At 64.8% G+C, this 22799-nt stretch carries 20 protein-coding genes; 2 read left to right on the top strand and 18 right to left on the bottom strand.

Annotation, left to right across the window (positions count from 1 at the left end; translation table 11 throughout):
• Nucleotides 1–141: 141 nt before the first annotated feature.
• The 11 genes from JN302_RS01830 to JN302_RS01780 all read right to left on the bottom strand — a co-directional run bounded on the left by JN302_RS01830 (nt 142) and on the right by JN302_RS01780 (nt 12359).
• Nucleotides 142–816, bottom strand: coding sequence for a response regulator transcription factor (locus JN302_RS01830; RefSeq protein ID WP_202331402.1), 675 nt, complete (start codon nt 814–816; stop codon nt 142–144).
• Nucleotides 817–1124: 308 nt separating this feature from the next.
• Nucleotides 1125–2402, bottom strand: coding sequence for a BatD family protein (locus tag JN302_RS01825; RefSeq protein WP_202331400.1), 1278 nt, complete (start codon nt 2400–2402; stop codon nt 1125–1127).
• The gene (locus JN302_RS01820) at nt 2399–3925 is read right to left on the bottom strand and encodes a VWA domain-containing protein (protein ID WP_202309837.1); all 1527 of its coding nucleotides are present in this window, start codon (nt 3923–3925) and stop codon (nt 2399–2401) included. The genes JN302_RS01825 and JN302_RS01820 overlap by 4 nt, the downstream gene beginning before the upstream one ends.
• Nucleotides 3922–4902 (bottom strand): VWA domain-containing protein, encoded by a 981-nt coding sequence (locus JN302_RS01815; RefSeq protein WP_202309836.1) that lies wholly within the window; start codon nt 4900–4902, stop codon nt 3922–3924. Before JN302_RS01815 ends, JN302_RS01820 begins: the two co-directional genes overlap by 4 nt.
• Nucleotides 4899–5372 (bottom strand): DUF4381 domain-containing protein, encoded by a 474-nt coding sequence (locus JN302_RS01810; protein ID WP_202309835.1) that lies wholly within the window; start codon nt 5370–5372, stop codon nt 4899–4901. Before JN302_RS01810 ends, JN302_RS01815 begins: the two co-directional genes overlap by 4 nt.
• Nucleotides 5369–6355 (bottom strand): DUF58 domain-containing protein, encoded by a 987-nt coding sequence (locus tag JN302_RS01805; RefSeq protein ID WP_202309834.1) that lies wholly within the window; start codon nt 6353–6355, stop codon nt 5369–5371. Before JN302_RS01805 ends, JN302_RS01810 begins: the two co-directional genes overlap by 4 nt.
• An 8-nt stretch (nt 6356–6363) precedes the next feature.
• Nucleotides 6364–7353 carry an AAA family ATPase gene (locus tag JN302_RS01800; protein ID WP_202309833.1) on the bottom strand — a complete coding sequence of 330 codons (990 nt, stop codon included), beginning with the start codon at nt 7351–7353 and terminating at the stop codon, nt 6364–6366.
• Nucleotides 7350–8339: an HAD family hydrolase gene (locus JN302_RS01795; RefSeq protein ID WP_202309832.1), complete on the bottom strand. Its 990-nt coding sequence runs from the start codon at nt 8337–8339 to the stop codon at nt 7350–7352. Before JN302_RS01795 ends, JN302_RS01800 begins: the two co-directional genes overlap by 4 nt.
• A gap of 83 nt (nt 8340–8422) precedes the next feature.
• Nucleotides 8423–10009, bottom strand: a complete 1587-nt coding sequence (locus tag JN302_RS01790; protein WP_202309831.1) for an arylsulfatase — start codon at nt 10007–10009, stop codon at nt 8423–8425.
• Between the two features lie 136 nt (nt 10010–10145).
• Nucleotides 10146–10502 (bottom strand): response regulator transcription factor, encoded by a 357-nt coding sequence (locus JN302_RS01785; RefSeq protein WP_244846160.1) that lies wholly within the window; start codon nt 10500–10502, stop codon nt 10146–10148.
• 150 nt (nt 10503–10652) lie between these two features.
• Entirely contained in the window at nt 10653–12359 is a 1707-nt protein-coding gene (locus tag JN302_RS01780) for a sensor histidine kinase (protein ID WP_244846159.1), read from the bottom strand.
• A gap of 459 nt (nt 12360–12818) precedes the next feature.
• Between JN302_RS01780 and JN302_RS01775 the strand changes: the two genes are divergently transcribed.
• The gene (locus JN302_RS01775) at nt 12819–13625 is read left to right on the top strand and encodes a transporter (RefSeq protein ID WP_202309829.1); all 807 of its coding nucleotides are present in this window, start codon (nt 12819–12821) and stop codon (nt 13623–13625) included.
• 127 nt (nt 13626–13752) lie between these two features.
• On the opposite strand, the gene fabI is transcribed toward JN302_RS01775, so the two are convergent.
• The 4 genes from fabI to JN302_RS01755 all read right to left on the bottom strand — a co-directional run bounded on the left by fabI (nt 13753) and on the right by JN302_RS01755 (nt 19104).
• On the bottom strand, nt 13753–14541 hold the full coding sequence (fabI, locus tag JN302_RS01770; RefSeq protein ID WP_202334148.1) for an enoyl-ACP reductase FabI: 789 nt from the start codon (nt 14539–14541) through the stop codon (nt 13753–13755).
• Between the two features lie 34 nt (nt 14542–14575).
• Nucleotides 14576–15751, bottom strand: coding sequence for an acetate/propionate family kinase (locus JN302_RS01765; RefSeq protein ID WP_202331398.1), 1176 nt, complete (start codon nt 15749–15751; stop codon nt 14576–14578).
• A 4-nt stretch (nt 15752–15755) separates the two neighbouring features.
• On the bottom strand, nt 15756–16715 hold the full coding sequence (locus JN302_RS01760; RefSeq protein ID WP_202331396.1) for a phosphate acetyltransferase: 960 nt from the start codon (nt 16713–16715) through the stop codon (nt 15756–15758).
• Nucleotides 16716–16872: 157 nt separating this feature from the next.
• Nucleotides 16873–19104: a DUF3141 domain-containing protein gene (locus JN302_RS01755; protein ID WP_202331394.1), complete on the bottom strand. Its 2232-nt coding sequence runs from the start codon at nt 19102–19104 to the stop codon at nt 16873–16875.
• A gap of 249 nt (nt 19105–19353) precedes the next feature.
• On the opposite strand from JN302_RS01755, the gene JN302_RS01750 reads away from it, so the two are divergent.
• Nucleotides 19354–19635: a hypothetical protein gene (locus tag JN302_RS01750; protein WP_202331392.1), complete on the top strand. Its 282-nt coding sequence runs from the start codon at nt 19354–19356 to the stop codon at nt 19633–19635.
• 172 nt (nt 19636–19807) lie between these two features.
• On the opposite strand, the gene JN302_RS01745 is transcribed toward JN302_RS01750, so the two are convergent.
• The 3 genes from JN302_RS01745 to dctP are packed head-to-tail and all read right to left on the bottom strand — an operon-like array spanning nt 19808 to nt 22571.
• Nucleotides 19808–21067, bottom strand: coding sequence for a TRAP transporter large permease (locus tag JN302_RS01745; protein ID WP_202331390.1), 1260 nt, complete (start codon nt 21065–21067; stop codon nt 19808–19810).
• A 3-nt stretch (nt 21068–21070) separates the two neighbouring features.
• A complete protein-coding gene (locus tag JN302_RS01740) occupies nt 21071–21574 on the bottom strand; it encodes a TRAP transporter small permease (RefSeq protein ID WP_202309823.1) in 504 nt (167 codons plus the stop codon).
• A gap of 4 nt (nt 21575–21578) precedes the next feature.
• Nucleotides 21579–22571: a TRAP transporter substrate-binding protein DctP gene (dctP, locus tag JN302_RS01735; RefSeq protein ID WP_202331389.1), complete on the bottom strand. Its 993-nt coding sequence runs from the start codon at nt 22569–22571 to the stop codon at nt 21579–21581.
• Nucleotides 22572–22799: the final 228 nt, after the last annotated feature.

Below are 22799 nucleotides of genomic sequence, written 5' to 3'. Positions count from 1 at the left end.
TGCAGCCGGGCAACGCAGCGATCCCTGCCAAGGCTGGAACCAGCGCGCCGCGAATTCATGAAGCAATGCTTTGTTCGACGGGCCTCTTCTGGAGAGCGACCGGACGCTCCTGCGTGGCCGCCGCCTCTCGACGTCCGTATATCAAACCGGCATGTCGGCGTGATTGACCTTGGGGCCAATCCCGGGCCACGCCATCAGGGGTCCGGAACTGCCAACGGAGGCAACGACCCGCACGAGGTCCGCAACTGTGCGCACCCCCATCTTCCTCATCATACGGGCCCGATGCACCTTGACGGTCTTCTCGACTGTCCCGAGCTCGGCAGCGATCTGCTTGTTGAGGCGCCCTGCCGTGACATGCGCGAGAACCTCGCCCTCTCGCGGCGTGAGGCTCGCCAGCCGCGCCTCGACGGAATGTCTCAGCTCTCCTTCGCGCCGGCTACGGAGGTCGCGATCCAGCGCCTGCGCCACCGCGGCCAGAAGGGCGGAAGCGTCCACGGGTTTGGTCAGGAAGTCCACGGCACCCGCCTTCATCGCCCTGACGCTCGTGGGAATGTCCCCGAACCCGGTGACAAAGATGACGGGCCGGTTGATCCGCCCGGAGAGGAGGGATTGCTGGACGTCCAACCCGTCCATGTCAGGCAAGCTGAGGTCGATGACGGCGCAGCCGTGAACGGCAGGGTCGTGATGGCCCAGGAAATCGCCGGCACTCGCATAGGACCTGACCACATGTCCGGCTGTCGAGAGCAACCTCGTCAGCGACGTCCGAACACCCTTGTCGTCATCTACCAGGTAGACGGTAGAAACGCTTCCATCCATGGGCCGGTCCTCACACCGACGGCCAAACCACGGTAGCCCTCCGTCCCCTGCTGTGGTGGCCGTCGTCCAACGTCAGCATGCCCCATGCAACACGGTACACCGACAGCCCGCCATGTCAGGTGGTATTCCAGGGGCCGCAGTTCAACGCCTCGCCGCGTCCATCATCTCTCCTCATGGGCTTTATTTCAACCTTCTTTCCGCAAGCTTCATCTGTGAAAGATTCAGTTATTTTAGTCGTTACTGATGGAAATCTTCGGCTACTCTCTTGCTGGATTGGTGGCAGCCGTCGGCTGCGATCCTGGATTCCGTCAACCGTTGGCGACCTCCGGATTGAGAGGCGGAAGTCTGTCGCGGGCGCTGCGGCGAGGTCCCGCCGATGCGGCCTTCACCGCTTCGCTGACGGTACGCCACGCGTCAGACGGAGGCGTCCCTTCGGTTTGGCCGTAGATCGATCGGCCAATTCCGGTCAGGGCCTGATGAATGGGGGCGACCAGGGCCGCGTCGGTGACGGGAGGGCGTGAGGCCCATTCGTCGACGGCGCGCAAAGTCGCCGGATAGTCCCGCTTCCGAATGGCCTTCAACATGGCGTGTTCCGCCCATGCCTTGCTGGCTGCACGTCGGGCCCGGCGGCGGCGATAGGTGTCTGTCGCCCGCCGCCAGTACCGGCGGATCAGGAACGCCGACACGGCAAGCACGACGATGCCCGCAAGCCCCGCAGCCGCCAGCGTGATTGTCCGGCGATCGGAGCCGGGTCGGGATGCGGGCGGGCCGTCGACGGATATGTCGAATCCATCCAGCGTCGCCGTCTCGATCTTGCCCGACGTCAGGTTGAACCAGCGCAGTTCGACCCCCGGCACGTGGCCGTTCGCGCCGCCCTCGGCCATGAGTGTCACCTGTTCGATACGGGTTCCCGACAGCAGGCCACGCTCGTCCTTCTCTGAGATCGACGGTTGCCCTGGATAGGCTTCTATCCCCTCGATCCGGATTTCGGGCATCAGTTCGGGCAGCACGATTGGAGATGCGCCCTCCATCTCGGCTGTAACGGTCCGCTTGATGCTCTGGCCGGGCTGCAGTCCCGTCGTCGGTTGCGTGAACTCCTGCGTCAGTTTCAGGCTGGTTGCGGCGATGAACGGATCGAGCCCCTCGGCGCCTTGCGGCAGGACGCCGGCGATCGTGACGGCTTTCGTCTTCAACTCGGCCCGGGCCGCCTCGGAACTTCGCGGAACGGCATAGGTGACGGAGATGCTCTGTGCCGGGATAGCGAAGGTTCCAGCCACCATGGGCGAGATCAGATAGTTCCGCGTCACCCCAGACCATTGTTCGCCGTTGATCCTGCGGCTCGTCGGTCCCGTCGATCGCTCCGGCAGACGCACCCGCAGGTTCGGACCCTCCATCGACGGAAACTCCACCGGCTTCGGCAGCCAGGTCGGCACCAGGACCGTGACGCGGAGGGTCACGTACTGCCCCGGCACCACCTGTGACTTGTCAAGCTCGGTTTCCACAACGGGTTGCTGGTCGGGTTGCTGTGCGTGGACGACCTCCGCCGACATTCCAACGAGAACGAGTAGCAAGATGAGCAGTCTCATTGTCGTGTCGTCGCTTGTCTTGTCGCCGCCTCGATGGCGAAGCGCTGGCGCAGAAAGTCCGCGGGATCGGTATCGACCGTGTTCATCCACTGCTCGGTCGTCAGCAGTGCGTCACCCTTGCCCTGGATACGGGTCTCGGCTCCGCGCGCATCCTTGTTGTCCATGACGATTTCGTCGGCGCCTTCGCCGGCTTCCTCGCCGGTGTCGGATTGCTCGCGGGTGGTTTCGATGTAGTCGAGGATCTCCTTGGCCGTCTTGAGGTTCTCGGCCGCACCCGGATAGTCCGGATCGCGCTTCAGGGTGGTTTCAAAGGCGGCGATCCCGTCCCGGTATTCCCGGCCTTTGATATGCGCCATCCCTTCGGCAAAAGCCGCCGCCGCCGTGTCGAGCCGGGAAAAGACATCCGCTGCCTCGCTGTACTGGCCGTCCCGGTACAGCGACTGGCCCTTCCACATCGGGTCGGCGAACAGTTCCGCGGCGCGATCGTATTCCTTGCGCTGATAGGCGAGGCGGCCTTGCTGGTCCGGCGTCAGGAGCCAGTCGATGACGCCTTCGGCATGGGCGGGAGGGGATGGCATCGCGCCGATCCCGAGCGCAAGAAGGAGCGACCAGCGCATCGTCCAGCCGCGGCGGAACCACAACAGCGCAAGCAGCGCCGCCGGCCAGCCGAGCAGCCATCCGCGATCGTTCCAGGGCTGCGTTCCCTCTTCCGTCATGACGCGCTCATAGGCGGCGTTCAGCCGGCGTTCGAGCGTGCGTACGTCGCCGCCGTCGGGTGTGGCGCGCACGACCGGAACGCTCAGGCGGTCGATACCCGGATCGTTTGCGCCCTCGGGAAGCATCGCGAGGACGGCGAGACTTGCGACATCGGCATTGCCGAGCGCGTCGACATCCGCCGTGTCGACGGCATCGGTCACGAACAATATGCCGCCGGGCACATCCTCCCTGGCAAGGATGTCACGGGCGAGCGCGAGCGCTGCTCCCGCGTCGGCCCCGTCTTCCGGCATGATCTCGGGCGACAAGCCCTGCAGATAGGGTTCGACGACGCCTGGGTCGTCGGTCATCGGCACGACGGAATGCGCCGAGCCCGCATAGGCGACGAGAGCGGTCCGCCCGCCGGCCCGCAGTTTCAGAAGATCCCGGATTTTCTGCTTCGCACGCTCCAGCCTCGTCGGAGCGAGGTCATCGGCGGTCATGGACGATGTGACCTTCAGCGCCACGACAAGGGGTACGGTCTGCGCAACGAAAGGGTCCGGCACGCGCGACCAGGTCGGCCCGGCAGCCCCCAATGCCGTGAGCAACAGGCCCAGGGCCACGCCGTCGATCGCCAGCAGATGCCGCGTCTGGACGCCGCCGACCGTCATGGCCTTGCGCAGATGCGGTGCAATTCTTTCGGTCGCCTGCGCGGGACGCATCGCGCGGCGCCGGACATGGAACCAGATCGCCGCGATCGCGGGAACCAGCAGGAGCCAGGCCGGCCTGAGGAAGTGGAAGGCTTCGAGGAAGAACGAAATCTCCGTCATGCCCGCCCCTTGCGTGCGCTGCCAAGGGCCAGCCAGGCGATGGCCAGTGTTCCGATCAGGGTCGCCGCAGCCAGTGGCAGGTAGGCCAGAGCCTGCCGCGGCCGGTACGACAGGGTCTCGACCTTGCGCGGGGCGAGCTGGTCGATTCTGTCGTACACCTGCCGCAGGCCCTTCTCATCCTCCGCAAAAAAATACTGGCCGCCCGTTCGGCGTGCAATGTCCTGAAGCGTCGCGAGATCGACACGGTTCTCGCCTGCTGCATTCGGATCGCCGACACCGATCGTATAGATCTCGATATTCCGGTCACGCGCGATTTCGGCGGCATTCACCGGGCTCATGCGGCTGGCCGTATCCGTTCCATCCGAAAGCAGGATCAGGAGACGCTGGTCGATGTTGCTGGCTTCGAAAGTGCGGATCGCCAGGCCGATCGCATCGCCAAGCGCCGTGTGCGGGCCGGCTATGCCGACATCCGTCTGGTTCAGCAACTCGCTGATGGTCTGCAGGTCTTCCGTCAGCGGAGCCTGCACATAGGCCTTTGAACCGAACACGACCAGGGCCATGCGATCGCCGTCGCGTCCGGCAATGAAATCGTCGACGACGCCGCGCACGCCCTCCAGCCGTTGCTTCTTGGTGCCGTCCGGGGCAACGAAGTCCTTGGCGTCCATCGATCCCGATATGTCGATCGCGAGGATGACGTCCCTGGCGGACTTGTCGAGTTCGACGGCTTCGCCCAGGCGCTCGGGACGGGCCAGGGCGAGAACCAGCAGCGGCCAGATGATGATGGCCGTCCCCATCTGCAGGCGGCTGCGCGACAACACGACGGCCCCTTCGCCCGGCCAGGAGCCGGCGGTCTCGACGATCCGCCTGAAGAAGGGAAAGCGCAGTGCCGGCACGCGCTCGCGATGCGGCGGCAACAGGAGCCAGAGGAACGGCAGCGGCAACAGGAGCAGCGCCCAGGGGAAAGCCAGCGTGATCATGGCGTTCCTTCCGGACGGTGCCGAAGGATCCAGTTTCTGGCGACCGCGTAGAGCGCCGGCTCCTTCGGCATCGTTCTGTAGGGAGCCGATGCCACCACTCGGCCGGGCCCCTCCAAAAAGTCCCGTCCGGACACCTGAGCGTCGAGGAAGCTCAGCCAGCCGTCGCCGGCAAGCCCGGCCACGTTGCGCCGCGGATAGGCGGCGAGCGCGGTGCGCCGGAGGATCTCCGCGATTGCCGCCGGGTCGTCCCCTGCCGCCTCGAGTTCCCTGACTGCATCCCGACGATAGGCATTGGCCAGGTAGCGTCGCCGCAGGTAAGCCGCGACGATTATGCCGATCGCCAGCAGGATCAGTGCCAGCGCGACCCAGCCCCAGGTCTGGGGCATCATCGAGACCGGCGGCGGCTCCGGCGCCTCGATCAGCCGGCCGAGCAGATCGAGCAGCGTAACGGGTTCGGCCTCGTCGTTCATCGCCGTCGCCCCGGCAGGCCCATGAGCCGCCGCATCTGCTCGACGCTGTCGCCTGACGTCGTCAGCGGCAGGACCGGCACCCCGAGCTGCCTCTGCCAGTCGAGGATTTCGGCCAGCCGGCCCTTCGCCATATCCTTCAGCCGGCGGTGCACCGTCTTGTCGGCGGTGTCGATTTCCGCTTGCAGCGTTCCGTCCGAGACGACCACTTTCACCCCGGCCGGCATCTCCTCGACATAGGGATCCGACACGAGCACCAGCACCAGGTCGTTGCGGCGGGACAGGCCGGCGACCAGCCGGTGCGTCGACGCGTCCACTTCGTCGAAATCGCTGAACACGAGCACCAGATGGTTGCGCGGCGCAATCCGCGCCACGGATTGCAGGACGCGATTCATGGACATCGGCGCCACCGGCGGCCGGTCGGCGTCGAGCTGCCCGTTGGCATCGCTCAGCGCGGTCAGGAAGGCGGTCAGCGACTTTCTGCTGCGCCCGGGCCGGATCTCGGCGATCGCGCTATCGCCGAATACGATCCCTCCCACCCGGTCTCCCTGATCGAAGATGCGAAAGGCGGCAAGCGCGGCGCATTCGGCGGCGGTCACGGACTTCATGTTGAGGACCGACCCGAAGAACATCGACATGCGCTGATCGACCACGATCAGGGTCGGACGGTCGCGCTCCTCCGTATAGACCCGCACGTGCGGCTCACCGGTGCGGGCCGTCACCTTCCAGTCGATGGCGCGGATGTCGTCGCCGGGAAGGTAGCCGCGCAATTCCTCGAAGTTCAGCCCGCGTCCGCGCAGCCGCGAGGCATGCCTGCCGTTGAGCACGCTGCGGGCGGGCTGGCGCGGAAGAAAACTGATCTGGCGGGCACGTGCCTCCAGCTTCCTGAGATGGGCGAGATCGACGTGGATGCGGGTGTCCTCGACCTCGGTCGCGCTCGCCGGGCGCCCGATGCCTGCGCGTGTTCGTGCCGGCCTGTCCCGCATGGTCTCGCTCAGGTCAATGCGACTTGCTTCAGCAATTCACCAACCACCTTGTCCGGCGTCACGCCTTCGCCCTGCGCCTCGAACGTCAGGCCCAGCCGGTGCCGGAGCACGTCGGGCGCGATGGCGCGCACGTCCTCGGGATCGACATAGTCGCGGCCCGCCAGCCAGGCATGGGTACGACCGCATCTGTCGAGCGCCAGCGAAGCGCGGGGGCTGGCGCCGATCTCGATCCATCGCGGCAGGTCCTTGCCGTATTCGGTGGGGATGCGCGTGGCATTCACCAGATCGGCCATGTAGCGCTCGATCGCGTCGGAGACATGGATCGCGCCGATCTCGCGCCTTGCGGCGAAGATGGCGTCCTGCGGAACGGCGGAAGGTTTGGTGGAGGATGCCTTGACATGCTGCGCCTCCAGCGCGGCAATCTCTTCGCCGCGCACCAGCCGGATCACCTCCACTTCGTCTTCCACCGGCGGATAGGTGATGAGCACATGCATCAGGAATCGGTCCATCTGCGCCTCGGGCAGCGGATAGGTGCCCTCCTGTTCGATCGGGTTCTGCGTCGCCATCACCATGAACAGCGGCTCCATCACATGGGTCTTGCCCGATACCGTGACCTGGCGTTCCTCCATGGCTTCCAGAAGCGCGGCCTGCACCTTGGCTGGGGCGCGGTTGATCTCGTCCGCCAGCACGATATTGGCAAAGATGGGGCCCTGCTCGAAGCGGAATTCGCCCTTTTCACCCGACTGGTAATAAACCTCCGTTCCCGTCACATCAGACGGCAGGAGATCGGGCGTGAACTGTATGCGGCTGAACCTTGCCTCCAGATTGTGCGCGAGCGCCTTGATCGCCCGCGTCTTGGCAAGGCCGGGCAACCCCTCGACGAGCAGGTTGCCATTGGCAAGAAGCCCGATCAGCAGCCGTTCGATCACAGCGCGCTGGCCGACGATGGCTGCACCCATGCGGGTGCGCAGTTCCTCGATCTGCTCGCGTGGTGTCATTGCTTGCCCGACCAGATCCGGTTCCAGTCCTTTGCCATGTCGACGACCAACCAGCCGCGCTTCTCGGCCTCGTCCAGGCCCTTGTTCAGCACGCCAACGTGACCTTCGCGGTCATACGCGAATTCGCGCTCGGCGTCGGTGTGATGCACGAGCAGACCGAAGCGCGGGCCTTCCCCTGACGTCGTCCATTCGAGCATCTCGAAGTCTCCGTCCGAATTGCCGGCAGCAAAGATCGGGCGCTTGCCGATATGGCGGTCGATACCGACGGGCTTGCCGGCCTTGTCGTCGATGAATGAGATGCCGCCGAACTTCATGAGGGTCGGCTTGTCGCCCTTCGCCTCGTAGCGGGTGTCGCCCTCGGTGCCGACCACCTGTCCGGGCGGCACTCCGTAGGCTTCTTCGGAAACGGCGCGGATGAAATGCACGCCGCCGCCCGAGACGATGTAAGTGGCGAAATCCTGGTCCCTGAGATAGGTGAGAAGTTCCAGCATCGGCTGATAAGTCATGTCTGCATATACAAGCCCGGATTGCGGACGCTTGGCGGTTGTCAGCCACTCACGCGCGTCGGCCTCGAAATCGCCCACCGACATGCCGGAGTGGGAAACGTCGAGAATCTCGATCAGCCCTTCCTGACCTCCGGCCATCGCGCCCTTCAGATCACCCTTGGCCGCCGCCTTGAGCGTGTCCGAAGTCAGTATGGACGGGTCTTTCTCGGCTTTCTGCTTGAGGCGGTCGAGTGCGTAGAGGGCCTGGAAATAGGCCGGCTGTTCGCTCCACAGCGTGCCGTCATTGTCGAATACCGCGATGCGGTCGGCGGCAGGCACGAAATCATCCGAGACCGGATCGGTGACGCGCTCGACGAATTCGATGATCGCGGCTTCGGCCCGGGTGTCGTTCCAGGAGGGCAACGGGTCGGCAAGGGCGGGTAGCGCGATCAGCAGAACTTGCAATGTTGCGAATGCCGCGGTGACGGATATCTTGGCCATCTTCAGGTTCCCATCGACATGGCTGCAAGGCAGGCAGTGATCGGGACGCCGGTCCCGGCGTCCCGATCGTTGTCCTTGTCGGTTCAGTTGCCGGTTCCGGCCTTGATCTTCGCCTCGATGGCGCTGAGGTTGAACGATCCCGGCGCCTGGCTCGGCGGGTAGTCCTGCATGGTCTGCAGGAAGCGCGCGGCCAGCGCCTGGATCGGCACGAGCACGAAAGCCCGGTCGAGGAACCAGTCGTTGTAGGTATTCGCGTTGTGCTGCGCCTTCTCGAACGGGTCGCGCCGCAGGTTGAAGAGCAGGGGAACACGCAGTTCCGTGAAGGGCTCGCGCCAGACCCCGAAGGCCTCGCCGCGGTTCTCCAGGAACACCACCTTCCAGTCGTCATAACGCGCGGCGACGATCTGGCCATCGTCATTGACGTACCAGAACTCGTGACGCGGAGACTCCTCAGCCTCGCCCGAGAGATAGGCCGTCATGTCGTAGCCGTCGATATAGTTCTTGTAGGTCCGGCCGTTGAGTTCCACGCCGTCGGCCAATTGCTGCTTGATGTTCGGATTGCCGGCGATGGCTGCGACGGTCGGCAGCCAGTCCTCATGGGCGACGATCCCGTTCACGGTTTCACCCTTGCGGAAATGACCGGGCCAGCGGACGAAGGCAGGTACGCGATAGGCGCCTTCCCAGTTCGAGTTCTTCTCGCTGCGGAAGGGCGTCGTGCCGGCATCCGGCCAGGTGTTGTAGTGGGGGCCGTTGTCGGTCGAGTAGAAGACGATGGTGTTGTCGGCGACGCCAAGTTCGTCGAGCTTGTCGAGGAGCTGGCCGACCATCCGGTCATGCTCGACCATGCCGTCGTGATAGTTGTTGCCGCTCGGCCCCGAGATGCCGACATTGTCCTCCTTCACATGCGTGCGGAAGTGCATGCGGGTAGCATTCCACCATGTGAACCAGGGCTTGCCTTCCTTGGTCTTTCGATCCATGAAGTCGACGGCCGCGGCTAGCGTCTCCTCGTCCACGGTCTCCATTCGTTTGCGGGTCAGCGGCCCGGTATCCTCGATCTTGCCGTCGGCAGACGCGCGCAGCACGCCGCGCGGGCCGAAGGCTTCGCGGAAGGTACGGCCGTCGGCCAGCTTCATGTCGCCGGGATAGTCGCGGTTCTCCGGCTCTTCCTCGGCGTTGAGATGGTAGAGATTGCCGAAGAACTCGTCGAAGCCGTTGTTCGTCGGAAGATGCTCGTCGCGGTCGCCCTGGTGGTTCTTGCCGAACTGGCCGGTGTCGTAGCCGAGCGATTTCAACACCGTGGCGATGGTGACGTCGGTTGTCTGCCAGCCCTGCGGGGCGCCGGGCAGGCCGACCTTGGTCATGCCGGTCCGGACCGGCACGTTGCCGCCGAGAAAGGCCGCGCGTCCGGCGGTGCAGCTCTGCTGTCCGTAATAGTCGGTGAAAGACACGCCCTCCGCGGCAATCCGGTCGATATTGGGCGTTCGATATCCCATCACGCCACGGTTGTTGTGGCTGATGTTCCAGGTCCCGATATCGTCCCCCCAGATCACCAGAATGTTCGGTTTCTGAGCCTGTTCTTGCGCCGCGACAGGGTCGGACGGGGCAAGGTAAGCTGCGCCGAGTGTAAACACCGCGGCGCTGAGCCTGGTTGTCAAGGCTGCAAGTTTCATCGATGCCTCCTGATCTACCCCTGCCGGCGCCGCGTCCTCGCACGCCCGCGAAGGGTCCGATGCGGATTATTCAGGTAAGATGACGTCAAGTAAGTTGGACCTTGGGGCAATGCGGCGGGCTGTGAGTGGCAATGGGTCACTCCGAAGCCGCTGTCGCCTCCTCGATCGCCGACGCCACGGCCGCCCGCCCGAGCGGCTTGACCAGATAGGCGGCCGCGCCCGCTTCAAGGCATCTCTCCCGCATCCCGTGCTGGTCGAAGCCGGTCATGATGATGGCGGGGACTTGCCGCCCCTCGTTCCGGAGGCGATGCAGGACGTCCAGCCCTTTCAATCCGGGCATGTTCAGGTCCAGCAAGACGCAATCGGGCGTGGCTTCATACAAGGCGTCGAGGAATTCTTCGCCCGATGCGAATGTGCGCGACTGGTGGGAAAGCGACGTGACGAGCCGGCGCAGTGCACGACGAACCGAGTCGTCATCGTCGACGATGGCCACCACTGATGCAACACGTTCCATTCCCATCCTGTACCACATGCGAGCGGGTCGTCGTAGTTGGCCTTGGGTCCCATGCGGCCGTCGGATCGATGCGCATCCCAGCTTCCTGCCTTGTTCGCCATATGCGCGGTGGCTTGCCGGTTGGTTCTGCTAGACCGGCGGCAGGGTGAGGATCACCCGAGTGCCGGCGTCCTCATGGTCGTCGAAAGCGAGAGTGCCTCCGTGCGCCGATGCGATCGAACGGCAGATGGGCAGTCCGAGGCCCATGCCTGTCGCTCCACCGCTCACGAAAGGCTTGAAGGCCTTATCCTTCATCTCGGGCGAAATTCCCGGCCCACGATCGGAAACCGACAACTGACGTGCACCGCCTGGCAATGTCCGCGTCTCGATCGTGATTTCACGTCCCCCCGGCGGAAGATGACGCATGGCTTCGGTGGCGTTCAGGATCAGGTTCAGCACGATCTGCTGCAGCTGCGCAAGATTGCCGCGGACGGGCAGTTCTTTCTCCTCCCGTCGGAAGTCGACCTGCGTCTGGCGTGCAACCAGTTCGCTCCTCGCCAGTTCCATCGTCGCGGCAACCGCTTTGTTGAGATCCACCCGCTCGAGCGCCGCCTCTCCTTTCACCATGAGCTGCCGCAACTGCGTGATGATGCCGGCTGCGCGCCTGTCCTCGTCGGCGATGTCCTCGAGGATATCCTTCACTTCGTTCAGGTCGGGCGGCTTCATGGCCAGCAGCCGGGCTCCTGCTTCGGCATTCGCGAGGATCGAGGTGAGCGGCTGGTTCAGTTCGTGGGCGAAGGCTCCCGAGAGCTGGCCGAGCTGCGTGATACGCGAAAGATGGGCCAGCTCCAGCCGTTCCAGGGCGAGTTCCTCCTGCGCGATGCGACGGCGCCGGTCAAGGATGACGAGGCCGGCGATCGTGGCCGCCTGGAGCCCGATGACTGCAAGAGCCGCTATGATCTCGAAGCGATATCGTTCCCAAACCGGCGGCTCATGGAATTCGAGTTGCGTGTCCGCGGGAAGAAGGTCGCTACCGATACCCCAGCGTTCCAATTGCCGCCAGTCGACGACCGGCCGGCTGGTCGATGCTTCGGTCCGTCGCTCCGGCGGTGCGCCCGAAATGATCTGGCTGGCAAGGTCAGCCATGTCGATGCCGATACCTTCGAACGTTTCCACGAAGCCACCCACCACGCCGGTGCCGATGAAGGAACTGTAGACGGCATAGGCCGGCGCAACCGATGCCGGAGCGATCTCGGCCGCCGCGTCGCGGGGGATGAAGGAGCGGCCCGCCGCATCCTGGAGTATGGTGAGGATCAGCAGAATCGTATCGGCGGGCAGTCGGTTCGCGACGTCCTTGAAGCCGTCCAGCGTCAGCCCCGAAACATACTCGACGCTCAGTCCGCGATAGTTCCCTGTCAGTTCGTTTCGGGCTCGCGCTTCCCACTGGCGGTCGAAATCGGACGAGCCGGTCATGACGACGATGCGCTTCGCCGTCGGCTGGAGACGCCTCGCCAGATCGATCGTTCCGACCGGGTCGAACCGGCTGACCACGCCCCAGATGTCGGCCGGCAGCGAGAGCGATTTCAGCGTCGCGTCGGTGATCCCGCCAAACACAAGGGGCGCGCCCGGCGCGATCGCGTCGCGGTGCTCGAGCATGAACAGGAGCGCGCCGGGCCCGGCGGCCAATGCGATGTCGAGCGGAATCCCCTTGTACTTGGCCGCCAGGAACTGCGCCTGCCGATCCAGATGGCCCGGACCGGGGAAGCGGACGGAATCGAGATGTTCGCTGTAGAGCTCGATCCGTGTGGGCGCATCGCCGACGAGGCCCTCTCGCAGGCCGCGGGAGACTTCGGTCACGGCGAAAAGGGTGCTCTCGTTCTCGTAGACGATGAGGATCCGCTTGGCAGTTCCTTCGGTGGCTCTGGCTGCGGAGAATTTGCCCGGCGTCGGAGCCAGACAAAGCAACAGGATCAAGATCTGAAAGAAAAGCGGTCGGCGCGACAAGACGATTCCATCGATGCAACGGCTGGCTGAACTTAGCCGACAGGGAGAACGGAAGCCATAAGGGTCTCTCGTGTCCCCTGTTTGACACGGTCATGACCGTTTCCGGGACACACGAAAGAAGCCTGGGGAGGCTATCGGGCCCTCTCGGCGTTCGAACCATTGCTTAATGCCGAAGCTGCGTTGCACCAAGGTCCAACTATCACACCATCCTGCCTGCGCTATCAATTCGGCAAGCAGGGTCGGCATCGCCCGGGCAATTGCTCGGCGCTTCGATCCATGGCACCGTTGCCCGCAAAGAAACAGAGAAGCGCGATGAAGTCGGGTAGAGTTATCCTTGGTCTCTTGGCGTCGCTGACGGTCATAGCTGCCGGCACATCCGCCAGGGCCCAGGAAGCGGACCTCGCCAAGCAGTTGTCGAACCCTGTCGCCTCGCTGATCAGCGTGCCGTTTCAGTTCAACTACGATTCCGGCTTCGGGCCGAATGACGGCGACAAGGTGACGCTGAACATCCAGCCGGTCATCCCGATCTCGCTCAACGAGGATTGGAACATCATCTCGCGCACGATCCTGCCGGTCATCTGGCAGGACGACATCGCCGGCCCGTCCGGCACCCAGTCGGGGCTCGGCGACACGGTGCAGAGCCTGTTCTTCTCGCCCAAGGCACCGGGGCCCGGCGGCATCATCTGGGGTGCCGGACCGGCGTTCCTGATTCCGACAGGCACCGACCCGCTGCTGGGCGGCGACAAATGGGGCGCTGGACCGACCGGCGTGGTCCTGAAGCAAACGGGACCATGGACCTACGGTATGCTGGCCAACCACATCTGGTCATTCGCCGGACCGGAAGCGCGACCGGACGTGAATTCCACATTCCTGCAGCCTTTCGTCAGCTATACCACGGCGGATGCCTGGACCTTCGCGCTCAACACGGAATCCACCTACGACTGGACCAACGAGGCCTGGTCAGTGCCGGTCAACTTCATGATTAGCAAGCTGGTGAAGTTCGGACACCAGCCGGTCAGCCTGCAGGCCGGCGTCCGATACTGGGCCGAAACTCCTGAGGGCGGGCCGGATGGCTTCGGAGCGCGCGCCGCGGTTACGTTCCTGTTTCCGAAGAAATAGGAGCGAACCCGCGAGAGCCCGATGGGGAAGACCCGACCTCGGGCGCAATCGGCGCATGACTTCACATGATGGGGCCGTCGCAGACGGCACTCGGTGACGAGGCGCCACCGTCACCGGACAGACCGTGTCAGTCCATGATGTGGTATCCTCCGTCGACATAGAGCACCTGGCCGGTGATGAGGCGCGCGGCGTCGTGGGCGAGGAAGGCGGTTGCGGCGCCGACATCGTCTATGTCGACGAGCTCGCGCGAAGGGGCCTTGGACTTTGCCTTGGCGAGGAGCTCGTCGAAGTCGGGGATTCCCGAGGCGGCGCGCGTGGCGAGCGGACCGGGAGAGATCGCGTGTACCCTGATTCGCTTGGGTCCAAGCTCGGCGGCCATGTAGCGGACGGCGGCCTCGAGCGCAGCCTTGGCGACACCCATGATGTTGTAGTTCTCCACCACCATCTGCGAGCCGTAGTAGGTCATGGCGAAGAGCGTGCCGCCATTCTTCATCAGCGGTTCGGCGAGGTGACCCATGCGGATGAAGGACCAGCAGGAGACGTCCATGGTCGTCAGGAAGCCGTCGCGCGGGACGTCGGTGACCCGACCCTGAAGCGTGTCCCTGGGCGAGAAAGCGATCGAGTGTACCAGGAAGTCAAGCTCGCCCCAGGTCTCGGAAATGCGGTCGAAGACCGCCTCGAGCTGGCCGGGCACGCTCACATCCAGCGGCATGAAGATCGGGGCATCGAGGGCCTCGGCAAGCGGCGCGACGTGCGGCTTCGCCTTGTCGTTGAGATAGGTGACGGCGAGCTCGGCGCCGAACGCGCGGAAGGCACGGGCGCAGCCCCAGGCAATCGAGCGGTCGTTGGCAATGCCGACGATCAGGCCCTTGCGGCCCTCGAGGATCTTGCCGGCCTTGACGGTGGGGATGGATATGGCGGTCTCATGCGACATGGCGATCTCCGGCGATTCAGGTCGGGGCGGCAATGAAGGCGAGCGTGTGCCGGGCGATCATCAGTTCCTCGTCGGTTGGGATGACATATAGCCCGACGCGGCTCGCTGGCGTTGAGATGCAAGTGGCACCGGTATCGTTGGCGGCTGCGTCGACCTTGGCGCCGAGCCAGGCCAGGCGTTCGGCGATGCGGGCGCGGATGGCGGCCGAGTTCTCTCCGACGCCGGCGGTGAAGACGAAAGCGTCGAGGCCACCGAGCGCGGCGGCGAGCATGCCGGCGCTCAGCCCGCAGCGGTGGACGAAGTGGTCGAGCGCCAGGCCGGCATGCGGGTCGTCGCTCGCCAGCAGGTCGCGCATGTCGTTGGAGATGCCCGAGAGGCCTTTGAGGCCGGACTCCTTGTAGAGCAAGTCGGTGACTTCCTTCACGCTCATGCCGCGCTGGTCGATCAGATAGAGCACGATGCCGGGGTCGAGCTGGCCTGGCCGCGTGCCCATCGGCAGGCCGTCGAGGGCGGTGAAGCCCATGGTGCTCTCGATGCTGCGGCCATCGTGGAGCGCGCACATCGAGGCACCGCTGCCGAGATGGGCGACGATGACCCGGCCGGCGGCAGGCGCTATCTCGCGCATCCGTTCGGAGATGTATTCGTAGGAGAGGCCGTGGAAGCCGTAGCGGCGCACGCCTTCTTCGTAGAGGGCTCGCGGCAGTGCGTAGCAGTCGGAATGCATGGCGTGGCCGCGGTGAAAAGCCGTGTCGAAGCAGGCGACCTGCGGCACGTCCGGGTTGATCTCCATGGCGAGCCGGATCGGTGCGAGATTGTTCGGCTGGTGCAGCGGCGCGAGATCCTGGAGATAGGCGAGCCGGTCGAGCACGGCCGCGTCGATCAGGACAGGACCGGAGAAGTCCGGGCCGCCGTGGACGACGCGGTGCCCGATGGCACGCAGTTCGAAGCCGTCCAGGGTGCCGAGCCAGTGCCTGGTCGTGGCGAGCGCGGCGGGCAGGTCGCGGATCTCCTCAGGCGCGTAGCCCTGATCGACAAGCGCGGTGCCGTCGGCGGCAGCGGCGCCCAGGCGGGGTCGGGTGCCGATGCCCTCGACCTGCCCGCGCACCTGGCGGACCGGTGCGCCATCGACAAGGCCGAAGATCTGAAACTTCAGGCTCGAGGAGCCGGCGTTGATGACGAGGATCGCGTCCATCGGTTCATGCCGCCACTTGGGTGACGCGACGCCGGGCGGCGGCGTAGAGGGAGGCAACGGCGCAGGAGGCGAGGCGCGTGCGCACCGAGTCCGCCCGCGAGGTCAGCACGATCGGCACCCTGGCGCCGAGCACGAGACCGGCGGCGTCGGCATGGGCGAGAAAGGTGAGGTTCTTCGCCAGCATGTTACCCGCTTCGAGATCGGGAACGACGAGGATCTGGGCGTGGCCCGCCACCGGCGAGGCGATCTCCTTGATGCGCGCGGCCTCGGGGTCGATGGCATTGTCGAAGGCGAGCGGGCCCTCGAGCAATCCGCCTGTGATCTGGCCGCGCTCGGCCATCTTGCACAGCGCAGCAGCCTCGATGGTCGAAGGTATCTTGGTCGTGACCATTTCCACCGCCGACAGGATCGCCACCCGCGGCTGGCCCAGGCCGACCGCGATGAAGAGGTCGATGGCGTTCTGGATGATGTCGCGCTTGGCGTCGAGATCGGGGAAGATGTTGATCGCGGCGTCGGTGATGAAGAGCGTGTCGGCGTGGCCGGGCACGTCCATGATGAAGACATGGCTGATCCGGCGCTCGGTCCTGAGCCCGGTGGCCGAGGCGGTCACCTCCCGCATCAGTTCGTCGGTGTGCAGGCTGCCCTTCATCAGAAGTTCGCCCCTGCCCTCGCGGACAAGAGCGACGGCCTGGGCTGCGGCAGCGTGGCTGTGCGGTGCGTCGACGATCTCGCAGTCGGCAAGGTCAAGGTGGTGCGCCTGCGCAACGGCCCGGATCTTTGCCTCGGGACCGACCAGGACCGGCAGGATCAGCCGGGCGGCGGCGGCCTGAAGCGCCCCTTGCAGCGAAGTCTCGTCGCAGGGATGGGCTACGATCGTTCGGGCTGGCTCCTCCACCTGTGCGGCGGCGATCAGCCGGTCGTACTTGGAAGAGACCCTTGACGGTTCCTGCGGGACTTCCGACATGACTGTTCCTCACTCCTGCGAAGGCCGTCCTTCGCAACGCTTCGACGAGACAGACGGGACTGAGCTTGGCATCGGGCCATCCCGAGGGTGCCGGTCCATCTCTTTGTTTCCGATCGGGGCCATCGCCGGCATGGCGCTTCATCCCCGAATTCCTTGTTCAATGCGAAACGTTCGGCTGCGAACCCTGCGCCGCGGATTCACTGGTCGAAGCACCGCTCGTCTCGGATTCGACACGTTCGATCTTCGAGCTCCGCCCCTTGCTTGTTCCGATGGCGAAAAGCTCGGTGATCCGCTTCATCCGCTCCGCTGCAGCGTCGGTCAGCGGCCCGGATGCCGTCAGCACATTGGTAAGCAGATCCAGCGCGTCGCGGCGCTCGTCGCGGCCTTCAGGCAAAAGACCTGGAAGCGCTGCGAGTGCGGCATCCTCGTCGATCAGCACCATGAAGAACTGCTCGCGCAGCAGCGCCTTGAATTCGGCGAGGGTCACTTCAGCGGCGCGGGGGGCCTTTTCGCGGATCCGGCGGATCGCCTCGAAGCTGCGCTCGTCGACCCTGCCGCGGGCCATGCCGACATAGACCATTGAGCGCAGCAGTGCTTCCCGCAGCCCGCCCTGGGTTATGGCCGCCCTGAGTTCCGCGATCCGCCGTTCGACCAGGGCATTGTGGAGCAGGCTCTTCGCTGCCTTGCGCGGCGGGCGCTGCGACCCGGTGTCGATCCCGAGCGCGGCTTGCAGGGTCGGCGCTCCGTAGAGGGCACGAAAAGTCTCCTCCGACAGCCGCTCGGCAGTCTTGCGCCAGGCATCGAGGCCTTCGACGATTTGCTCAGAAGCCTGCTGCTGGAGCTTGAGGAACGGATTGTCGCCAGCGACCGGGCTCCGCTCCTCGCGGACCCGGCCAGCCGCGGTTTCCACCCATGCCATGAAAGGATTGCGCGGGCCGTAGAGCTCGTATTGGAGGCGCAGCGGGTGCATTCGACGCACTGCTTCGGCCACTGGCGGCGTCATCGTCGCTTTGACCCATGGCTGCACGAGGGCGCGATAGAGTGCGAGGTTGATCTCGGAAAGCCGGGCAGCGGCAGCAAAGCGGCGCTCGTCCTCGAGATTGTTGCCACCAAGGGCGCGGATGTCGTCCAGCGTTCGCGGCTCGCAGCGCATCACCCATTCGCCGGTAACGAGCTCGGCGTTTTCGATCGTGGCATCCTTCGGTTCGAGAATGGCTTCGTAGAGCCCGGGCGGCAGCACGTCGACGAAGTCGATGTTGGAGGCGAACTCGTCATGCTCCTTCTTTGCAACGCCGGCCGAGACGAAGATGCCGAGGTGCCCGATCGTGTCGTGGATGGTGTAGACGATCGTCTGGCCGTGGGCGCGGATCTCGTCGACGCTGTCATAGAGATCGAGGATCCAATCGAGCGCCTGCTGCGGCGGCGTGATGTTATCGCCCTTCGAGCAGAAGACCACGATCGGCGCGCGGATGTTGCGCAGGTCGATGGCGACACCGTCGGAAGTGCGGATCTCACCGGCGGCGAGCTTGTTGCCGACGAAGAGCTCGTCGACGATCCACTGCATTTCCTCGGCGTTCAGCAGGACATGACCGCCCCACCATTTCTCGAAGCCGAGATAGCGTTCGGCCTCCGTGTCGATCTGCGAGTAGAGATTGTACTGCTTGGTCCACAGCGTGTTCGCCGGGTTCTGGTTCTCGAAGTTCTGCACCAGCCAGGCGCCGTCGAAGACACCCTGCCCGAGGTCCCCGGCGAGGGCCGTGAGCCATGAGCCGCCGAGCAGGCCGCCGGAATAGCGCATCGGGTACTGACCCTTCACGCCCGCCCAGTAGGAGAGCGGTGAGCCCGCGACGATGATCGGGCCGAAAAGCTCCGGCCGCAGGGCGTTCACCATCATCATCGCCCAGCCGGCCTGACAGTTCCCGATCACGCAGGGCTTGCCTTCGGCCCCGGGGTGGCGATCGCTCACGATCTCGAGAAACCGCGCCTCCGCCTCGGCGATGTCCTCGATGGTCTGGCCCGGCACGGGATCGGGCAGGAAGCCCACGAAGTAGCACGGGTGGCCGGCCTTCGTCGCCACGCCGATCTCGCTGTCGGCCTTGAAGCCGCCGATTCCGGGTCCGTGCCCAGCCCTTGGATCGACGACCACGAATGGCCGCTTGCGGCTGTCGATCTCGACGCCCTGCGGGGGGACGATGCGCACGAGGAGATAGTTGACGGGGCGCGCGAACTCGCGGCCGTCACAGACGAGTTCGGCATCGAAGTCGAGCACATGGGGCACGGCTTCCGACGCATGCTCGTCATACTGGACGGCCCTGCGCCGCATCACATCGAGGAAGAGGATGGAACGCTGCCAGGCGTCGAGTCCATAGGAAGCAGCTTCAGCAAGCATTTGCATCTCCGCGACAAGGCACCGGCGGACTGACAAGGCGCCAAGGGACTGTAAACTCCCTACGGTTGATCGCAGGGCATTGATCTCCATCAAATATACTTGGCGAATGTAACGATATTTTTTCTTCGCGTGCGTGCAACAGTCAAGATTCGCGAGGGTAGCGGCCTCCGGGTCGCACCTGGGAACACGCGGCCGCGTTGCCCCAAGGTCCAACTATCGCCTGATCGCAAGCGCCACGGATCGCGATATGTGAATGCGGCGCCGGATCCGATCGAGATCAGCCGGGTGCTCGGCGAGGACGAAGAGGACGAGGACGAGGAAGTCGAGGAACTGCTCTATCTCTCGCCGATCTTCACCGGAAGGTCGCCGACCAGCTCGACAGTGACGGTCACGCTCATAGGTGCCGACGGCGCGCCGATCGACATGGGCTCGGTCGTGGCCGGCCCCGACGGGAATTGGACGCTTATCATGAGAGACGTCGAGGGACCGGCGCCCGTTTCCGCCATCGTCATGACTCGCATCCGAAACTGACACCGCCGGGCGTGCTCGGCTACACCAATGTCTACTTCAATCCGGGCGGCAACTCGCCGCCCACCCGACTGGATGCTGGACACGTCCAGTCGGGTTGATATCAAAGCCCGGCACAACGAGGAGCTTCCGGGCCGAGATGGGCTGCAAAAAGACTGTTCTGCGCGGCCCGTCGCTATCGCAACAGTATGGTCGAGAGCTCGGGTACGAAGGCAACAAGCATCAGAACCGCGAGTATCACAGCGGCGAATGGCAGGACCGAGACGCAGATCAGCTGGAATTTCTCGCGAAACGCCGTCATCGCAACAAACAGGTTCAGCCCGATGGGCGGCGTCAGGAAGCCGATCTCGAGGTTGATCACCATCATGACTCCGAACTGGATCGGGTTGATGCCAAACGCAACGGCCGGGGGCAGCAGCAGTGGCCCCAGGATGAGGATCGCCGAGATCACGTCGAAGAAGCAGCCGACGACCAGAAGCAGCAGGTTCACCGCGATCAGGAAAGCCACCTTGCTCGTGGTGACATCGGTCATCCAGAGCGCGAGCTCATGGGGTACGCGCATGATCGTCAGGATCGACTTGAGGCTGAGCGCCACGGCGATGATCGGGAACAGCATGCCCAGCATCCTCGCCGTGTCGAGGGTCGTCGCCCGGAAATCCGCGAAGGTCAGCTCCCGGTGAATGAAGAACTCGACCAACAGCCCGTATGCCAGCGCCACCGCGGCGGCCTCGGTCGGCGAGAAGTAACCGGAATAGATGCCGCCAAGCAGCACCACCGGCAGCATCAGCGACCAGATGCCCTCCCTCAGCGCCGAAAGGAACGCGGCCCCGTCGAAGGATTTCGAGGGGCGGGCCCTGTTCACCCAGTAGGAATAGATCGCGAGCATCGCCGTCAACACGAGGCCGGGGACGATGCCGGCGATGAAGAGGTCGGCGATGGATTGCTCGGTCACGAGCCCGTAGATGATCAGCGGGATCGATGGCGGGATGATGATCCCGAGCGTTCCGGCCGAGGTGATGGCGCCGAGCGCGAATTTCTTGTCGTAGCCCTGAGCGAGCAGGGCCGGATAGAGGACCGACCCGACCGCAAGCAGCGTCACCGGCGAGGAGCCGCTGATCGCCGCGAAGAGCGCGCAGGACAGGATCGTCGCGATGCCGAGCCCGCCGGGGAGCGGATCGGTCAGCAGCGTCGTGATCCGGATCAGCCGCTTCGCGATCGATCCGCGGGTCATGATGTTTCCCGCGATCAGGAACATCGGGATCGACAACAGAACCTCGCTGCCGAGGCTGATCCACATATCCTCGACGAGATATTCGAGGCGACCGTCGCCCCACACCAGATGCACATAGCCGGCGATGGCGAGCAGCAGCACCACGATGTTCTGGCGCAGCACGAGCAGCAGGAGAGCGAGCAGCAGGAGTCCGATCGCGGCCATCCGTCAGCCCTCCGCGAATTGCTGCCCAGGCTGTGACCGGCTCTTGAGCTTCGGATCGATCGCGAAGAAGAAGTGCCGGATGGCGCAGGACAAAAAGGCGATGGGCATGACCAGCTGCACCGGCCAGAGCGGAAAGAACAGCACGGCGATGCGGTCTCCCGCCGCTCTCGATTCGGTGACGAATAGGATCGCGAAGCAGGCGATGGCGACGTAGAAGGCCGCCGCGACCAGGTCGGAGGCGCGCTCCAGATAGCTGTCGAACCGTCTGGGCAACACCTTGTCGAAGGCCTCCGGGCGCAGATGCGAACCGGCCGCCGTCGCCAGCGACAGCCCCACGAACCCCGCGACGATGGCCGCAAGGACTGCAATCGCCTGCGTGCCGAGCAAGGGAATTCCGAGGATCTCGCGCGCGACGATGTCGCCGATCAGGAGGACCGCCACGATGACATATGCCACCGTGGCCACCAGGCCCTCGATCCTTTCCAGAAGCGAAAGAAAGATACGCATCGACTTACTTGGCGCATGCCTGTTTGGCCGAGAGCAGGTCGGCCCAGACCTGCGGGGCGTTGTCGCCGAGGTCGGAGAGGATCTGCTCCTGGGCTTGTGCGGCGAAGCTCTTCCAGGCGGCTTTCTCGTCCGAGGTCGGCGTGTGGACGATGGCGCCCGCCGTCTTGGCTTTCTCCAGCAGCGCCTGTTCCGCAGCGCGGACGGCGGGCCGCAGTTCGTCCATCGTCTGGGCAGCTTCGGTGATCGCGGCGCGTTCCTTGTCGCCAAGCGCATCCCACGTCTTTTTCGAGACCAGCAGCGCACCGAGCTGGTGGCCATGTCCGGTCAGCGTGATCTGCGGCGCCTCAGCCGCATAGCCTGCTGCCACGCCCATCACGATCGGCGTGGTGACGGCCACGACCGCGCCGGTCTTCAGAGCGGGCATGGAATCGACGGTGCCGAGCGGCACGGCCGCAGCACCGGTGGCGTCGATGTAGTCCGTATCGGTCGGCGTCGGCGAGGTGCGGACCTTCTGGCCCACCATGTCAGCCGGGATGCGGAACGGCTTTTGCGACATGATCACCATCTGCCCGACCTCGATGCTCGAAAGCAGGACAGCGCCCGCCGACTGGAACGCAGCGTCGAACGTCCTGGACAGGTGGGCGTCGGTCACGCAGTCGGCCTCCGCGAGGCTGTCGAAGGCATAGGGCGACAGCAGCAGCCCGTATTCCGGGACCAGCAGCGAGGCGGCGACGTTGGACAGAAGCGCCATGTCGAGACGACCGCGCGGCAGCTGTCGCGCCATCGTCTGTTCGTCGCCGAGCTCGTTGTTGTAGTAGATGCTTATGGTGACCTCGCCGCCGGAGAGTTCGGCAACCGTTGCCGCGAATTTCTCGGTGACCTTTCCCCAAGGTGTTGCGGCAGGCGCCGCCATGCCAAGGCGCAATTCGGTCGCATCGGCCGCCTGTGCCACGCAAAGTGCAGCGGCAAGGCTGGCCGCCAGACTCAGTTTCTTCATGGGATTCCTCCTGTAGGATAGCTGGGCGTTTCGCCCCAGCGGTGCAAACATCAGATCATGTCGCGCTAGCGTGCGTCCTTGAGGACAGCGTACCGGTCAGGCTGCGAGCCTGAGCCGAGGTCGGTAATGCCTCTGGCGCGCAAACAGGGGCAAAGTGGTGTTTTCGTGCTGCCCTCCGCGCAGATGAGAGCGCCGGCGGAACAGGCCATAGGGCACCCGCTGGGCCGT

This window comes from Mesorhizobium sp. L-8-3, from assembly GCF_016756615.1.
Lineage (GTDB): Bacteria > Pseudomonadota > Alphaproteobacteria > Rhizobiales > Rhizobiaceae.
The sequence above is the reverse complement of the archived record's forward strand: the minus strand, read 5'-3'. Positions and strand labels throughout refer to the sequence as shown.

Excerpts from the sequence above, each read along its gene's own strand:
- JN302_RS01830 (WP_202331402.1), bottom strand. The coding sequence starts at position 816 with ATGGATGGAAGCGTTTCTACCGTCTACCTGGTAGATGACGACAAGGGT.
- JN302_RS01825 (WP_202331400.1), bottom strand. The coding sequence starts at position 2,402 with ATGAGACTGCTCATCTTGCTACTCGTTCTCGTTGGAATGTCGGCGGAG.
- JN302_RS01820 (WP_202309837.1), bottom strand. The coding sequence starts at position 3,925 with ATGACGGAGATTTCGTTCTTCCTCGAAGCCTTCCACTTCCTCAGGCCG.
- JN302_RS01815 (WP_202309836.1), bottom strand. The coding sequence starts at position 4,902 with ATGATCACGCTGGCTTTCCCCTGGGCGCTGCTCCTGTTGCCGCTGCCG.
- JN302_RS01810 (WP_202309835.1), bottom strand. The coding sequence starts at position 5,372 with ATGAACGACGAGGCCGAACCCGTTACGCTGCTCGATCTGCTCGGCCGG.
- JN302_RS01805 (WP_202309834.1), bottom strand. The coding sequence starts at position 6,355 with ATGCGGGACAGGCCGGCACGAACACGCGCAGGCATCGGGCGCCCGGCG.
- JN302_RS01800 (WP_202309833.1), bottom strand. The coding sequence starts at position 7,353 with ATGACACCACGCGAGCAGATCGAGGAACTGCGCACCCGCATGGGTGCA.
- JN302_RS01795 (WP_202309832.1), bottom strand. The coding sequence starts at position 8,339 with ATGGCCAAGATATCCGTCACCGCGGCATTCGCAACATTGCAAGTTCTG.
- JN302_RS01790 (WP_202309831.1), bottom strand. The coding sequence starts at position 10,009 with ATGAAACTTGCAGCCTTGACAACCAGGCTCAGCGCCGCGGTGTTTACA.
- JN302_RS01775 (WP_202309829.1), top strand. The coding sequence starts at position 12,819 with ATGAAGTCGGGTAGAGTTATCCTTGGTCTCTTGGCGTCGCTGACGGTC.
- JN302_RS01765 (WP_202331398.1), bottom strand. The coding sequence starts at position 15,751 with ATGGACGCGATCCTCGTCATCAACGCCGGCTCCTCGAGCCTGAAGTTT.
- JN302_RS01760 (WP_202331396.1), bottom strand. The coding sequence starts at position 16,715 with ATGTCGGAAGTCCCGCAGGAACCGTCAAGGGTCTCTTCCAAGTACGAC.
- JN302_RS01755 (WP_202331394.1), bottom strand. The coding sequence starts at position 19,104 with ATGCTTGCTGAAGCTGCTTCCTATGGACTCGACGCCTGGCAGCGTTCC.
- JN302_RS01745 (WP_202331390.1), bottom strand. The coding sequence starts at position 21,067 with ATGGCCGCGATCGGACTCCTGCTGCTCGCTCTCCTGCTGCTCGTGCTG.
- JN302_RS01740 (WP_202309823.1), bottom strand. The coding sequence starts at position 21,574 with ATGCGTATCTTTCTTTCGCTTCTGGAAAGGATCGAGGGCCTGGTGGCC.
- dctP (WP_202331389.1), bottom strand. The coding sequence starts at position 22,571 with ATGAAGAAACTGAGTCTGGCGGCCAGCCTTGCCGCTGCACTTTGCGTG.